General features: G+C 39.8%; 16 protein-coding genes. 1 reads left to right on the forward strand and 15 read right to left on the reverse strand.

The window, feature by feature from the left end:
• The first annotated feature begins 131 nt into the window (after nt 1–131).
• Nucleotides 132–1,724, forward strand: coding sequence for a bifunctional metallophosphatase/5'-nucleotidase (locus tag QPK24_RS11905; RefSeq protein WP_285748966.1), 1,593 nt, complete (start codon nt 132–134; stop codon nt 1,722–1,724).
• Between the two features lie 256 nt (nt 1,725–1,980).
• On the opposite strand, the gene phnE (QPK24_RS11910) is transcribed toward QPK24_RS11905, so the two are convergent.
• The 15 genes from phnE (QPK24_RS11910) to QPK24_RS11980 all read right to left on the reverse strand — a co-directional run bounded on the left by phnE (QPK24_RS11910) (nt 1,981) and on the right by QPK24_RS11980 (nt 16,122).
• Nucleotides 1,981–2,787, reverse strand: coding sequence for a phosphonate ABC transporter, permease protein PhnE (phnE, locus tag QPK24_RS11910; RefSeq protein WP_285748968.1), 807 nt, complete (start codon nt 2,785–2,787; stop codon nt 1,981–1,983).
• Between the two features lie 13 nt (nt 2,788–2,800).
• Nucleotides 2,801–3,616: a phosphonate ABC transporter, permease protein PhnE gene (gene phnE, locus QPK24_RS11915; RefSeq protein ID WP_285748970.1), complete on the reverse strand. Its 816-nt coding sequence runs from the start codon at nt 3,614–3,616 to the stop codon at nt 2,801–2,803.
• Nucleotides 3,609–4,409: a phosphonate ABC transporter ATP-binding protein gene (gene phnC / locus QPK24_RS11920; protein ID WP_285748972.1), complete on the reverse strand. Its 801-nt coding sequence runs from the start codon at nt 4,407–4,409 to the stop codon at nt 3,609–3,611. Before phnC ends, phnE (QPK24_RS11915) begins: the two co-directional genes overlap by 8 nt.
• 114 nt (nt 4,410–4,523) lie before the next feature.
• Nucleotides 4,524–5,630, reverse strand: a complete 1,107-nt coding sequence (locus QPK24_RS11925) for a phosphate/phosphite/phosphonate ABC transporter substrate-binding protein (protein ID WP_407082977.1) — start codon at nt 5,628–5,630, stop codon at nt 4,524–4,526.
• Nucleotides 5,631–6,785: 1,155 nt separating this feature from the next.
• Complete coding sequence (locus QPK24_RS11930; RefSeq protein WP_285749283.1) at nt 6,786–7,172, reverse strand: class I SAM-dependent methyltransferase; 387 nt, start codon at nt 7,170–7,172, stop codon at nt 6,786–6,788.
• Entirely contained in the window at nt 7,172–8,509 is a 1,338-nt protein-coding gene (locus QPK24_RS11935) for a GyrI-like domain-containing protein (protein WP_285748973.1), read from the reverse strand. Before QPK24_RS11935 ends, QPK24_RS11930 begins: the two co-directional genes overlap by 1 nt.
• Before the next feature lie 209 nt (nt 8,510–8,718).
• Nucleotides 8,719–8,967, reverse strand: coding sequence for a hypothetical protein (locus tag QPK24_RS11940; protein WP_285748975.1), 249 nt, complete (start codon nt 8,965–8,967; stop codon nt 8,719–8,721).
• Between the two features lie 47 nt (nt 8,968–9,014).
• Nucleotides 9,015–9,221: a hypothetical protein gene (locus QPK24_RS11945; RefSeq protein ID WP_285741273.1), complete on the reverse strand. Its 207-nt coding sequence runs from the start codon at nt 9,219–9,221 to the stop codon at nt 9,015–9,017.
• 480 nt (nt 9,222–9,701) lie between these two features.
• Nucleotides 9,702–10,487, reverse strand: coding sequence for a stalk domain-containing protein (locus QPK24_RS11950; RefSeq protein ID WP_285741275.1), 786 nt, complete (start codon nt 10,485–10,487; stop codon nt 9,702–9,704).
• Between the two features lie 179 nt (nt 10,488–10,666).
• Nucleotides 10,667–10,984: a copper amine oxidase N-terminal domain-containing protein gene (locus tag QPK24_RS11955; RefSeq protein ID WP_285741277.1), complete on the reverse strand. Its 318-nt coding sequence runs from the start codon at nt 10,982–10,984 to the stop codon at nt 10,667–10,669.
• Between the two features lie 41 nt (nt 10,985–11,025).
• Entirely contained in the window at nt 11,026–11,256 is a 231-nt protein-coding gene (locus QPK24_RS11960; protein WP_285741279.1) for a hypothetical protein, read from the reverse strand.
• 386 nt (nt 11,257–11,642) lie between these two features.
• Entirely contained in the window at nt 11,643–12,530 is an 888-nt protein-coding gene (locus tag QPK24_RS11965; RefSeq protein ID WP_285741281.1) for an anti-sigma-V factor RsiV, read from the reverse strand.
• A 5-nt stretch (nt 12,531–12,535) separates the two neighbouring features.
• Nucleotides 12,536–13,039, reverse strand: coding sequence for an RNA polymerase sigma factor SigV (locus QPK24_RS11970; protein ID WP_285741282.1), 504 nt, complete (start codon nt 13,037–13,039; stop codon nt 12,536–12,538).
• 116 nt (nt 13,040–13,155) lie between these two features.
• Entirely contained in the window at nt 13,156–15,039 is a 1,884-nt protein-coding gene (locus QPK24_RS11975) for an acyltransferase family protein (protein WP_285741284.1), read from the reverse strand.
• A gap of 246 nt (nt 15,040–15,285) precedes the next feature.
• Nucleotides 15,286–16,122: an AraC family transcriptional regulator gene (locus tag QPK24_RS11980; RefSeq protein ID WP_320416890.1), complete on the reverse strand. Its 837-nt coding sequence runs from the start codon at nt 16,120–16,122 to the stop codon at nt 15,286–15,288.
• Nucleotides 16,123–16,291: the final 169 nt, after the last annotated feature.

The raw sequence follows: 16,291 nt of genomic DNA on the forward strand, positions 1-16,291 counted from the left end.
GTAGATAACAAAGGGTTTAAAATCTGTTGTTGTATTACCAATATAATAAGAGTGGAAAGATAGGAATAGAAGATCTTGAATTGAGTTTAACGAGAATATATGGCTTCATTTCATAGGGGGGATTCAGAAGAGTGAATACGAAGACAAAAGATACAGTAGTCATTACACTGCTGGAAACAAGTGATGTGCATGGTCACATTTACCCAACAGATTATCGGGGGACAGGGAATATGCCGCTTGGTTTTGCGAAACTGTCTACAATCATTCGTAAGGAACGGGAAAAAGATCCGCATCTCTTGCTTATCGATAACGGTGATCTTTTGCAGGGAACTCCCTTCATGTATTACTATGCGAGATACGATAGAACAGGGATGCATCCAGCAACGAAACTGTTAAATCACCTTACATACGATGCAGCTGTACTTGGTAATCATGAATTCAATTACGGTTTAGAGCTGCTGATCAGTCATATGAAAGACGCCAGGTGTCCCTATTTATCTGCCAATATCGTAACAGAGTCCAGCGGTGAACCTGCATTCGGTCCGCCTTACCGTATATTTACGATGCAGGAAGGTGTCCGTGTTGCCGTACTCGGTATTACAACGCACTATGTTCCTAACTGGGAAGATTCGGCGAACATCCGGGGGCTAGAATTCAAAGATGCGTTAGCGTCTGCACAAGAGTGGATTACTCATATTCGCATTACCGAGCAGCCAGATGCAATCGTCGTCTGCTACCACGGAGGATTTGAATGTGATCCAGTCACCGGAAAAGCTACGGAACCTCTTACAGGGGAAAATCAGGGCTATGAGATGTGTATGCACCTTGAAGGGGTGGATGTACTGTTAACGGGACATCAGCATCGGCTTCTTGCCGGTGAATTAAATGGAGTATTGTATGCGCAGCCTGGTTCAGCTGGACAAGCGATTGCTAAAGTGGAACTTCAATTCGAACAGGATGTGGAGGGCAGATGGGAAATATGCGGTAAAAAGGCACAGCTCATACATGCAAGCGAAGCGGAAGCAGATCAGGAAGTGCTTTCACTTTTTGCTGAGGCAGAACGAAATACACAGGCATGGCTGGATCAGCCTATTGGCAGAGCGGAGGGCGACTTATCGATTCCCGATCCATTTACAGCTAGACAAAAGGATCATGCCTTCACTGAATTTATTAATCGAGTGCAGATGGAGGTCACAGGTGCGGCTATCTCCTGCACTTCTATTTTTACCAATAAGGCAAAAGGGTTCTCCGAACACATCACCATGCGTGACGTCGTATCGAACTATATCTATCCAAATACCCTGAAGGTACTTCTACTGACAGGCCGTGATATTCGGGATGCCCTGGAGCAGAACGCCCTTTACTTTACATTCGAGGAGAACGCCGGGCGATTACAAGTATCTAAGGGCTATCTAGAACCGAAACCGCAGCACTTTAATTATGACATGTGGGAAGGCATCGAATACGAACTGGATATCTCAAGACCCGAAGGGAGCCGTGTTAGTAAGCTGATGTTTAACGGTGCTCCTATGGACCTGGACGCTTCCTTTGAAGTGGTGATGAACAGTTACCGAGCGGGTGGAGGAGGCAACTTCAAAATGCTTATGGATAAACCTGTGATCCGAGAAATACCGACAGACATGACAGAGATTTTGGCTGATTATATCAGAAAGCGAAAGGTTATCTATGCATCATGTGATCACAACTGGCAGGTCGTCTTCTAAAAGAAAGACCGTTGAATCAATTTCATAACTCATTAAAATGATGAATTTGTAACTATATATAGACAAACAAAACCATTTTGATCTATATATACCCCTGATTAAAGCAACTAAAGGTATTATGAAATTGATTCCGTTATCTACTATTTCTACAAAAAAAGCTCCAATTCCATGGATTGAATGGGATGGGAGCTTTTTGCTGTATCATTTTCGAATAGCCACAAAACAACATAACCACATATCCACTATGTAACGATACTTACCCATGAATGAGTTTGGAGCGAAGACGATTGGATATCCATTCGATAAGCAAAATAAGAACCACTAAACCGATTAAGATCGAGCCGACCTGATTCCAACGATAGCTGTTCATCGCAAAGATCAGTGGGGCTCCAATTCCACCGGCGCCAACTAATCCAAGAATTGATGCTTCACGCATGTTCATGTCAAACCGATAGATCGTAACCGATAGGAATAAGGAGAACAGCTGCGGTAAGATGCCGAAGCGAATTTTTTCAAAGGTTGTACAGCCTAAGGAGGTCATTGACTCTAGTACTTTCTTATCCAGCTCTTCAATCGTGTCGACATAGAGTTTCGATAACATGCCGATCGAAGTCAGCCCTATGGTTAGCACACCTGTGAATGGTCCAGGTCCGGACACGCGAATGAACATTAACCCGTAAACCAGTGCTGGAATGGTTCGTATCATAATAAGGAGCAGTCTTGTGATCCATGCGACCGGTTTCGGTACAATATTGGAGGCCGCTAAAAAAGCGAGTGGAACAGATAGTACTGCACCTACAAGGGTACCTAAAAAAGCAATGGCTGCCGTTTGAATAAGTAAATAGATGATACCTTGTTTCGATAAGCTAAACAGCAGCTCTAGATCTGGACTGCCCAATCCTTTTAGGATGTTGAGGGCGATCACGAATCCATTCTGATTCATGTCTTTAAAGCTTACTGTATTTAAAGACCAGATGAACAGCATAAGCACAATCGCCGTAACGGTCAGCACATACCTGTGATTTCGAGGGGAAGCCAGCATTTGTCTTTCTATTGTTGTCATCCAATCAATCTCCTCAAGTTAACTTTTTTCTAAAATGCTCGCTGATGGTTTCAATTACATATACGGTGGCGATCAGCGACAAAATAATCATTCCGACTCTAGAATAATCTCGCCAGCCGATGTTCTCATGGATCAGCAGGCCAATTCCTCCAGCACCCACGTATCCGAGAATAGCCGCATATCGTACATTTCCCTCAAAACAAAATAAAGAAGTAGATAGATAACGAGAGAGTACCTGCGGAAATATCGCATATCGAAAAGCCTCCACACGGTTCATCCCAATCGATTCCATCGCTTCAAAAGCTCCCATATCGATGTTTTCGATCTGTTCATATACTAATTTACCGACATAGGAGAGCGTAAAGAGCATAATGGCCACCAGTCCTGCCATCGGACCTAAGCCGAACACATAGGTAGCGATCAGTGCCGTTACCAGCGTAGGGAGTGTTCTGAGCAGGCTGAGTATGATTTTACATACAGCTACGACGGATTTATTACGGATGACGTTAGAAGAAGCCATCATGGCGAAGGGAAGAGCCAGAGCAGCGCCAATAATAGATCCTAAGAATGACATTTGCAAGGTTGAAAACATTGCATCCAAAAGGTGAGGGAAGTAACTCCATTTAGGAGGAACCATCTCGCCTATAATCATAAAAAACTCATCTATCCGGTCAAAGAGCATTAAAATATTGAAATCAGTCAGTTCGGTAGATGTCACTGTTAGGGCGGCAAGGATCAAGATTATGAAGGGGAGCCGAGATCTTTTTTTCATGATGATTTTCCCGTTCGACAGAACCAGTTTTTTTGGAGGGAAGAGTTTATCATACATGTCCTGAAACCACCTCTAACGTAGATGCAACTTCTTCGTTATTCTCTTCAGAATCAGAGACATTTCCATAAATGTTGTTCAGAACTCGCTTTGACACCTCAGCAGGCGCACCATCAAATACAATTTCTCCTGCACGAACCCCGATAATACGGTTTGCATACTCCAAAGCGACCTCTACATGATGGATGTTCATAATCACGGAGATCTTCATGGTTTGATTAATTCTCTTGAAATCTTCCATCACGATTTTTGAAGTTACTGGGTCAAGAGAAGCGATCGGTTCATCCGCAAGGATGATATCTGGATTCTGAGCGAGTGTACGGGCAAGGGCGACCCGCTGCTGTTGTCCGCCGGATAGCTGGTCTACACGGATATAAGCCTTATCCAAAATCCCAACTTTATCTAAAGCCTCTAATGCCAGGAGCTTTTGTTCTTTCGTAAAAATGCCGGTCAGCTTACGCCATAGGGATAGATCCGGTACGAAGGAGACGAGTACGTTATTTATCACACTTATTCGATTGACAAGATTAAAAGATTGAAAAATCATCCCAATTCTTCTTCGAAAACGGCGAATTTGTTTGCCGCGTAACTTCGATACATCTACATGGTCTACTAGTAACTGCCCATCGGTTATGTCGTGCATCCGATTAATACATCTGATCAGTGTCGACTTGCCGGCGCCGGATAAACCAATGACGGCTACAAATTCTCCTTGTTCAATCTTTAGATTTATGTTGCTTAGAGCCGTTGTGCCGTTTGGGTATGTCTTTTGAACATTCTTAAATTCGATCATGGAAAAACTCCAATCTTATAGTCTTCAGCTGCCAAGCAGAAAAGGAGAACATCTTAAAAATCACGATGCTCTCGCTTTTTTAGCTACTTACCTACCTAGAAGATTTATAATCTACTATTTTTTCATTTCTCTAATCACTTCTTGCGCTTTTCTTTCTGCATCATAGTCTGATGATTGTGCTGCTTGGTAACCTTCATGGCTGTAGACCGCAATTACTTTTTTACCTTCTTCCGTTTGTGCGATGGAGATAAAAGCATTTTGAAGAGCTTTTTTGAAATCATCGGTTATGATAGGGCTGTTTTTACTAACGCTGATCGTGTCATTGTATATTCCATCCGTTACGGCGATTACATTGGTTTCATCCCAAATCGAGCCAGGGCGACTAAATTCATTTGTCCATTGTTCGCTGTAGTCACGTCTTGCATCTGCGAAGGCGACAATAACATCGACTTGTTCAGCTGCTAGACGGGCAAAGGAGCTGCCGTATGAGTCCGATGTAACCACGTGTGCTAGATCGGTAATGCTTTTATTAAAGTTTTCTTGAAGCCATAGCGTAGGGTAAATATATCCAGCAGAAGAGGAGGTAGACATCACGGCCCAATTCGCATCGTTTATATCTTCCCATGTCAGACTTTTGCCTTTGTTAACTTTCTCAGCTAATGCCTGTCCTTTAGCGGAAGGACCTGCGATGAATAGGGAGCGATAATACGTTGCCTGGTCAGTTGTCGGTTCCGTTGGCTTGTTATCGTTCCAGTCTTTAGGTGATTCCGAATCGTTAGATAATCCTGCTCGTGTTGCCGTTAAAATAACGTCAGCTCCGTCATCGTATAGAGCATAAGTTCCTCCGGGTACAAATCCGATATCTGTCGTGCCTGCGGTCAAAGCTTCACCTACAGCTTCATATGTAGTGCCTACATCAATGCTGATTTCTCCAACATTAAAACCTTCCGCTGCTAGTTGTGTTTTTAGTAAGTCTTTTAGCGGATCCGTTGCTGTAATAATATCCTCTGGATCTTTGGATGGAACAAAGCTAATTCGGAGCTTCTCAATCTCCTTTGATTCAGCACCTTTGTCACTCGATGTTTCATTGTTATCCGCATCTGACGAAGAAGAGGATAGGGTAGATGTGTTTTGCGGTGAACTGCTGCCACTATTTCCACAACCTGCGATCAGCGCCATGACTAAAGTGAATAACGTGAAAAGCATGATTCTTTTTTTCAATTCATTACCCCCGATTATATTTGTAATTTTCAAAAGCGGACGGAAGACGCTCGCTATTGAAAGACAAACTCATTGTATAATCTTTTTGTTCGCGATTTATAAAGCTTGTGTCAAACCAATGATAAAATTTCTAGTCATATCATTGGTTTTGTCAAATAGGATGGATTATGATGTTTTTTAACATGTAGTTAATAAGTCCACGTGATTGAATTGGAGATTTGGTGGGATCATGTTGCGGTTTTTTTAGATTTTTTTGAGGAGGGTATTGTGATAGGTCATAAAAGAACATGCAGAAGATCCAGTGAATATAAAATTGAAAATAATGGTAATATAATTAATGAGGTGAGTAGATCAGAGAATATATAGTGGGAGTTATAAGAAAAGTATTACTATTAGTTACTAAAGTGATGAAAATCGGGTTAGATAAGGAAATCAAAGTAATGTATTTAATGAGATGAGTGAGTGAAGATTCATTGTCGGAGTTTTTAATGACCACATTTAGATGATGTATTAATTTTCAATTGAATAATAATATTAGGTTAAGAACATTATGGAAATTTATTAATTAATGATTATGACTTTGATTGTATGAGTTGTGATCGACCCGTTTAGAATTTTGAAAACTTATGGAAAGTAAAGAGCAACAAAAAAGCTGCAAATGAACAAAGAAAGAAGTAAAGACTAACCACAAACAACATAAGTTTGATTAATAAGAAGGTCCATAAGCTTTTTCACTTATACATTTTCACAAAACCCGTATTTTGTACATATGTACACTAACATGTAAATCCTAACTCTTGTTTACAAACGATCATATTTAGTTCGTATTCCCCACAAAAAAACGGTCGCAATCAGCCGCGGCCGTTTATTGAGATTTCACTTATAATTTATATAATTGTATATATTTCCGCGTTCGAGTGTTTTCAATCTAACCTCACCATATTTTTTCCAATGGTAAGGACTATGGAAATGGTCAAAGTGAACGCCGCCATTCTCTATAATGCTAACAAGCTCAAAGCCGTGGAAATTAATTTCATCTTGTATTTTCATTAAGGCAACATCATAGGTATCTGTGATGTTTTTGCCTTTATCGGACTTTATTAATTGACCTTCTGGGCTTTTCCGAATACGAATCTCACCAAAGGCTAGGAAAGATTATATTCCACCCTTTTTCAATAGACGTTTAATTACCGGATAAACTTCTATTCTCGGATTCGTATGTATCATATCATAGATCATAAGAAAATCGACGCTACTATCTGGAATGTGATTTAATTCAAGATGATTTGCACAAACAATTTCAACATTCGTTATACCAGCATCCATGAGACGATTATAAGTGGTTTTGTTTATTTTCTTGTCATGATCTACTGCTATTACTTTCCCCTCGCTACCAACAGTAATTGCAGCAGGAATAGTGTAATGAGCTAAGCCACAACCCAGATCCATGGCAATCATGCCTTTTCCAAGTCCACATTTTTGCAATGTCTGTACGGCCTCGGTCTTCTCCCATATGCACACCTCTTCGTAAGCGCTTACCATCACCTTTTCTCTACCCTTTCATAGAAATGAATGTTAGTGTAAAAGTCCACTTTACCGTTCTCGATCAAAAACTCTTCATAACATCCGCCATCCGGTTTGTATTCGGAATGCTGCTCCAACCAGCGCACAAACGAAGCCCAATCTTTCTCAAGAAAATGGTGTGCTCCGAGAGCTACTGCATATGTTCCGCCAGCGTATGCTTTTAATTTTACTTTATCAGAATTGATTAACACTGCTTTTTCTTCCGTGAGTTTGTAAAATATTTCACAGAATGATTCGTGATCGTCTGTTTCACCATACTTTACACCCAATTTGAAGGATGAATCGTTTGCGAAACCATTCTTCTCTACCCAATTGATCATTACATCAAACGCTTCGTATTTCAGTTTAACCAAATCGTTACCGAGTGCTCGATAATACATAGCCTCAAAGGATGGCACGTTTTCGATCCTGTTCTCGGATGGCGGTCTGATAGGTACATAAATATCCATCTCCGGCACTGTCAAAGAACAACGTTTATCGTAGTATTCGATTACAGAAAAAGGTGAATCTCGCAGATGTGCGGTTCGATAAACGTTGTTGGCGAACCATTCTCCATAGACATAATCCAAGGTTTGGCCTAAAGTTTCAGCAGGCGGACCAATATGAGTAGCTTTGGCATAAGTGAGAGCAGGTACTTCTCTCCCGACCGCCCCTGTAGGAACATTCTCAAGGTTCTCCACTTCGAAGCCAACGAAATAACTTAGCTTTCCATCTTGATCAAATATAGCCAAAGCGTATTCTGCATCCTCCTCCGGCTTCACTCGGTTGGTAATATTTCTAAATAAATCCTGATAATTTTGAAAATATTGTTCCCAAACCTGCGCGATGGTCGCTCCTCCATCTCTATGACCGATCTGTCTCTCAACCCCGAGAAAGCACATAGAAGGCCTCTCTACAATTTGCACATCCACCATCTCATGCCCTCTCTCACTTTCTTTATGCACCACCACTTTTTTCATTTCGTGCAATGTGTATCCTCTCTTCCTGTAGCTCTCAGGCGAAATGCCATAGACACGTTTGAATGCGCGACTAAAAACATCATGCGATTCGAATCCAAACTGGAAAGCGATGTCGACGATCTTCTCCTTGCATGTGATCATCCGTTTCGCTGCATTATGGAGCTTCCGTCTAAGAACGTAATTCATGGGCGTGTAGCCTGTGTGAAGGGTGAAAAGCTTAAAAAAATGGGATTTCGACAAAAAGCCGATTTCCGCAAGGGTATCACTGTCTAAACATGCCTCCACATTGTCCTCAATATATTCCAGTACGGTTTGTATTGTTGAGTATTTTTCCAATAGCTCTCACCTCCTGACTTCCATAATATCATTACCTAAAAATTTAACTCGACGATTATTCTTATCATGCTTACATTTTACGGTCATCCCTTTATCGGGCAAATAAGCTTTTCATATATATCTTTTTGCTTACTTTCGGTCCAATAGTGAAACTCGATCTCTTTCTCCCCTTCCATGGCGCACCGTCAGAGAATGAATACCTCTCTCCTTTAAAGTGTTTCCCCCTTAACTTCATCACCATCTGGAGCTAACATATTTTCGACTTTCAGTTCCATTGCTACTTGGTCTGCAATCATCAAACCTAGACCCATCACACTTAAAAAGAACACAATAATCGATGTAGTCAAGATGACGTAATGTCGATTAAATGGAATTGATGGTATAGGTATAAAAATTGCTGCCCAGCAGAATAGCATTAATAACATAGACCATATGTTTAGTTTTGCTCCTATTTTCATAAATCCTCCTTAAACCTTGGGACTATCTAAACAACTAACGTTTTCCCTTAATCCAAATTTTCTTGATCTTCGAATTCTTCCAAAATTGCGTCAAGTTGATCTTCAATTGCGTCAAGTCGATCTTCCACGCCATCAAGCCTATCTATAATACCTTCAAAGCGTTCGTCATCTTCCACCTTATTAAGCACTTCTTTTTTTACAGCTTGAACCTCATTCAACACTTGATTCAACAGTTCGACCATTTGCTCAGTCATCTAACAATTTCCTCCTTAGTAGAGTTATTAGGTTAATGTTTCGTCGCATTTATTTGAAAATCCTTCCAGTTGCTTAACGAAGCAATGTTAGCCTACAATTCTATTTTGCAGTCTGACTTTATTTACCTTGAACTTCATACTTTTTACCATTGCTTATGAATGTTTTTATTGCATCAAATATATTTTTCAAACTGTTGCTCTAGCCAAGTTTTCTGTTATGAAGCAACATGAGCTCTTTTCTTAGTTATTTTCATTTTCTTATCTACTAATATTAATCCTTTTTGTGAATATGCTCTTTCTCTTTCACCCAAAAATTCATCATCCCCCTTATTAGTACGTAATGACCTATTCAACTAATCTGCCGGTTAGTTGAACAAAAACAGCAGATCCCTAAGTGGATCTGCTGTTTTTAAAATCTTCTGTTAAGTTATCATCAACGACATATAAATTCATTTGGTCAGAATCCTGCTCTTGTCCGTACTATGGCACAATAATTTGCCTGCCCACGTTCACATCGTCTACCTTCCATTGGTTATCAACAAATTTATAAAATACATAACGATCAACGAGTTCTAGGTTGATAGGACCGCTTTCAAAGTAAGCAGATTGGTGCATTCTCGCTAATGTAGTACTGCTGTAAGTAATATCCGCCATTTTTGTTAGTATAGCGTTATTTTCAATGCCATTACTGTGAATAATCTTGTTTATAAATGAGTCCGTAAAATAAGGTCTGAAATGTGTTCGGATTTGGGAATAGCTTGAGAGATCGGTGGCCTCATTAATTTTTTCATTAAGTACATTTATTCTTTCCTGACTCATTCTCCAAGATTTGAGCGGCTCTGTATAAATATAAACCTGCTCTTGACCGATCGTAATGGTTGCTTTTCGTTCTTGTTGAGACCACAGCGCTGTTCCCCCAAACGCTTCAGCAAAGGCACGAGCTGGTATATAGGTTGTTCCACTATAAATTTTCGCTGGCACATCAAGGCTGAAAGCAGCGGTATTTAATAAAGCATCGCGAGAATTAATATGCAACAATAGCTCTCGTTTTCCACGAGTAATCGTAATGCTTTTCTTTTCCTGGTTCCAGACCACTTCTGAATCGAATCTCTCTGAAACTGAACGTAATGGAATTAGCATTCTTCCATTTTCAATTTTTCCGTTGTCAACCATATTCGTAAAAGAATTGGCGAAGCTTATCGCTGGACTACCGATTATTAAAGTACACACTAAAGATAGAGTTAGTATGATTATTGTTTTTTTCAAAGATGCTTCCTCCCGTTATTTCATTAAATTCCTTAGATTATTTGAAACAATCATATATCCTTATATGAATTAATTAATCCCAGCGATAAATCAAATCCCTTCATACTTTAACCAAAGTAAAGTCTACAACTAAACCTCCAGCATTTTATGCCGAAGGGATCAAGCAGAAATTGAATAAGTTATTTTTGTTCAAATATGATAACCGTTTTGGGATTTGCCATGTATTCTACGGGGGATCCTAACAACTCAGACACTAAGCGTACGGGTATAAACGAACTGCTTTTCTTCAACAGTAATGTTGCATCAAATGAAACGGTTTCTCCATTTACGGTTGCTTTCTTCTCATTCACTATCCAGCAGATCGTCGTGTTGTCTTTGCTGATCGTTACCTCTTTTTTGCTTTGGTTCCACCCTACCTTCGAACCCAATCGCTCTGAGACAAATCGAATCGGGACATATGTTCTGCTCGATGCTATAAACGGGGCTTCGCTTAGCACAAAGGATCTCTCCCCTACATAAGCAGTTCTACTCCCGATCACTAATCGCTGGGCTTCCAGTTTCGTCTTGAAAGATCAAGTAAGGTTAATGATTGCATATCTTTCTGCGTAACGGCGGCAGTCTCGTTCTTTTCTAAAATCTGCTTTATTGCTTGTTCCAATTGCTCGTCCTGAAAACTTATGTCCAGTGAAGCCTGCTCCATATATGCCCTTCCTGGTAAGCTGACCAAGATCACCAGAACTAATACTAGGCTTGATAAAACCTTATTCATTACGTTCCTATCTCCCCTCTTCTACTGATGTCTAATGATAGTGACGTTAATTATTCATAAAAGTTGCTCGCCAATTTTTTCTGTAATGCCCATAAGACGATAGTATAGGACACTGAAGATTGATTTGTGGTTTGTTATAAAATTTGGCCAAAGATTAATAGATGTCTCTAGCCTCTTCATCTTTCCCTTCTTCTATTAATTTTTTACTGGTAATCTTGACAAGCTATTAGCTGGTATATGGCTCGGTACAAGAACTTGTACCGATAAAACTAAAAAGCCGCTAAAATGGCGACTTTCAATGGGACCATATTCTTGTCCCTCGGCAAAAAAAGCACAAAGATGAATGAATATCATCTTTGTGCTTTTCATATAGTCCATCCTATTCCTTACTTGATATAGGTATGACTAACAAGTTCATTTGCAATAAGATCCGTAGGTATCTCGAATTGTACTGTGCCCATATAACCAGGTGCAACTTCATAATCATCAAAAACAATGACTAACTTGCCGTTATCATTAATATAGAAATTTTGTTCAGATGAAATCTGGTCAAAGCCTTCTGCCAAGTTATCTTCATCTTCCCCTTTGATCCAATAAATTTTTTCAGGATCTTCTTTCATTTGTGTCTTCATCTGCTCTTTAATGTTAGCGCTGATGGTCTCAATATACTGTTCGTCTTTGAAAAGACTAGGTAAAGTAATAAGTACTTGATTAATTTTATCAATTGTATCATATTGTGTTGTCGTTGCAGAAGAAGCCATCACATTTTCTGTGTAGCGCATTATGGAGAAGATCTGCTCATTGTCAGTAACCACTTCATATCCTGAAGAAATACCTGCATGAACATCCTCCTTGTTCTCTAATTGGTCCATTTCTTTCTGAAATTCAAGATATCGTTGTTTATTTTCTTCTACATATTTCTCATTTAGTCCATTTTCCAGTTCCTTATTAGAGAGGTTTTCTATTTGTGAAACTTCCATATCTACATCCTGAGTTGGACTCTCAGCTTGATAAGTTTTTAAGGAAATCACTTTAACTAGCCCTTCCAGTCCAGGTACCGCCGCAAAAGCATTTGCAACCGTTGAACTCGTATTAATCCCGATCGCTATCACTAGAGCAGCAGCACAAGCTCCTGCAGCAATTCGGGAGTATGCACGTTTACGTATCGATCTACGATTCGATCTCAAGGCACGGTTAACCACACTATCAAGTTCATCCGGTATTTCTATTTCCGCATAATCCTGCTTGATTTTTTCTAAATTAGGTTTTGTCATTTGAGTTATTCCTCTCCATAATGTTGAATAAAATCCGATGATCTAATCAATTTCAGTGCTTGATAAAGCCTCGTTTTTACTGTATTCACATTTACCTCAAGCACATCAGCTACTTCTTCTATCTTCATATCCTCAAAAAAGCGAAGTATAATGACAGTTCGGTACTTCGAAGGCAGTTCATCAAGTGTCTTAACCAAATCCATGTTCTCATAATGGTCTGGAGCGCCTTCAATGTGTAGTTCCAGCTTTTCGTCTTCCGTAATAATTTCTTTTTTGTGTTTTCGTATAAAATCAAGTGAAGTGTTCACTACAACTCGATAAAACCAGCTTTTGACTGACTCCTGATTGCGAATGGTTTCCACATTACACAAAGATTTGTATATGGATTCTTGCACAATATCAAGAGCATCTTCTTTATTCTTCACATAACTGAATGCAATTCTGTACACATTTTCCTTATGTTCTGTAATACATGTAATCAGCCATTTCTCTTTTCGTTTGTTAAACATATCAACGTAGTAACCCTTCTCTCTCCTTAAGTTCTGTCCGCTCATAGGTAAGACGTTTAAGATCTATGAAAAAGTTTGTTTTCATGTGATAAAAAATAATAAAATAAAAATAACTTCTATTTATTCAGTTCCTGCAACGTTTTGACAAGGAGCGAAGCATAATACTCAGCGCCTTCCCTTTTTAAATGAACACCATCATCATAAAAAAATGACTTCCCTTCACTTGCCGTATACCAATCCAGCAAAGTAACCTTCTCATTTTTCTTTGCAGCTTCTGATATTGTTTTATTCACCCGATTCTGCCATTTACGTGGGACTCTTGTATTTACAAGGACAATATGCTCCGCGTCATCAAGAGAGTCTAATAATTCTACTAACTGTTTTTCTGTAAAAGCTCCGTTCGTCCCAAGTTCGATCACGACAACGTTACCCAGTCTTCCTCGTGCTCGCAGTTCACTAACGACATCTTTTGCTACAGACATTTGTCTGCCTACTTTCCCGTCAATAACAATGCCCGGCACACTCTTCTGCAAAAATGGCAATGCGTCTAAAATAACCGAATCCCCAATAATCGTAATCTCATTTCCTTGTAAGAGACTCTCCGCAGACGATGTATCTTTTGATTCGTCTTTTTGTGTTTGATCATTCCCTTGATTATTTTCAGATTCTACATCTACATGCCCTTCATGAATGTTAGAGTGTTCCGTAATCACTTGTTCTTTAGAAACCTCAGATGTTTCTGTAGTTACAACCGTTGAATTATTCTGCTTTTCTGTTGATACGCTTAGATCAGTCGCTGTAAATTTATGAACACTACAAGAAATAGGAACCAGTAATAAGGGACTAGCCACAAGGAGAAGAAATGGCCTGTACGTCAGTGTTCTTTTCAAACTGCTTCTCTTCCAAAAATGATGAAAAGTACCGCGGCGTATCGGTTCTTCTATGTAGGTATAAGAAATAGCAGCGACCACAAAGCTAGCTAAGATTTGCAATATCATTCGGACTAGACTCCCCTGATCCGAATTTATATTTGAAGAAGTAAGTACGAAGATCGGATAATGCCACACATAAAGACTGTAAGATCTTACTCCAATCCAGCGCACAGGGCGTAACCCCATTATTTCTCCGAGTCTGCTCTGCGGATGGGCAAGTATAGCGATAAGCAAAGCTGTCAGTATAGATACGAGAAACAGTCCGCCTTGATACAGAAAACTTCCATATTCATCAGTATGGACAATCATCCACAAAAGAATAGTCAGTAGAAGTACACCAGCGGCATCCATCAACTTCAAGTGGTTGGCGGGAACTCTACTCCTTGCAGGTACGGTCGGACAAATAACAGCTAGGGCCGCTCCAATCAGTAAACCAAAAGCACGCGTATCTGTACCATAGTAGACTCTGCTAGGATCTGTACCCGGAGAATACAATATCACCATAGTAAGCACTGACACTATACTCCCCCCTATAATGAGAAGAGAAAGGTTTTTCCTCTGTCTTGTCAGGTTCAGCAGTCCGAACAAAAGCAGGGGCCACAACAAGTAAAACTGCTCTTCAATCGCTAGGGACCATAGATGACCTATGGGTGATTGCGGACCAAAACTTTCAAAATAAGAAACTTTATGAAAGATAAGATACCAGTTGTTAAAGTAAAAAGCTGATGAAACAAAATCTCCTTTCAAAGCAGACAGTCTGGAAGGATCTGAAATGAGAAGCCAAACGGCAACAAAAATAAGCATCACAATCATGGATGGAAATAATCTTTTTGCTCTGCGAATCCAGAAATTTGTTAAATGGAGTCTGCCATCATGTTTCCATTGTTGTAAGATCTGATCCGTAATAAGGTACCCTGAGAGTACAAAAAAAATGGCAACTCCAAGTAAACCACCTGAAGCCCATTCCACATTTAAGTGGTAGGCCATAACAGCTAGGACCGAAATTGCTCTTAGTCCATCCAGTCCTGGCATATAACGTTTTTTTGTTACATTCTTGATGTTATCCATGATGTATCATCCTTACTTTTATTTGGTTACATAGGCAAGACGAATGAACGGGGTGAAAAAGTTTGGTCTATATCATTAATTTTTCGCAAAAAAAGACCCCGTCCATATAGACGAAGTCGATGTAACAATGAGGGCAAGCCATTTTTTATTCTAGTCATTTTCTTTTGCTATCTTTAATTTCTCTACTTCTGAAACTTACCACCTTAATATAGATATTCATCTAATCGGTAATGGGAACATGTAGTACTAATCCGTGAATCGGTATTTGGCGGGAGTGATTCCATGTTCTCGTTTGAATATACGTACAAAATAGTTTAAATCCATACCTACCATCGTCGCGATCTCACCTACAGACAGCTCTGAATGTTCAGATAGAAGCTGTGCCCCTTTGTGCAATCGAAGACGTTGCAGATAGTGACTGGGATTCACGCCATATATCTCTTTAAACTTACGTTGAAAATGCTGTTTGGAGTAACCGACCGTATCTGCAATATTTGCGAGACTTAAGTCTTCCATATAATGCTGTTCCATATATTGTACCGAGGCGCGAAGCATTTCTTTGGCGCTTGTGCTGCTTCGATAGTTTTGCATTGGCTTCTCGCTTTGAGTCGCTGTAGCAATGTACGTTAACATACTATATATTTTCGTAGAAGCGGTATGATATGGATCGCTCTCCTTAGGTTCACTTATATGCCATAGCTCCTTGATATCTGATTCAAGCTGCTGTATCTTTGATTCATTCACTGAGATTGGTTTCATAATTGTAAGTTGCAGTGCGTTAACAAGGGGCTCAACAAAGCTTCCCTCAATACCCATATATCCTAATAGCCAGAGTTCAGTTGCCGATGGACCATAGTCATGAGCGAGTTTGCCTGGCAAAAATAAGATATCTCCCCTTTTCATCTTAATATAAGGCATGTTTTCAAAGTGAAAGGTCCCTGATCCTCCAAAGCAAATCATGCACTGAAATGTTGGATAACCAATAGGCCGATGCATCATGTGCTGGTGATGTAATCCGCAGCTATATAATGACAATGGTAATTCGATTTTGCCTTTATTATGAAAAAGCCTGAACGGTAACATGCTCCTCTTAGATCTCTCCTTCAAAATGAGACAACAATACTATTCTGAAGTACTGCAATCTGAATGTAGTTATATTCTAATCTTAGACTTATATGTAATTATAGATCAGTAATTAATGGAAATGAACTGAGGATTGATTAATCCCCATGAGGTGATGAACTTAGTTCAT

Source organism: Paenibacillus polygoni (genome assembly GCF_030263935.1).
In the GTDB taxonomy this organism is placed as follows: Bacteria; Bacillota; Bacilli; order Paenibacillales; family Paenibacillaceae; genus Paenibacillus; species Paenibacillus polygoni.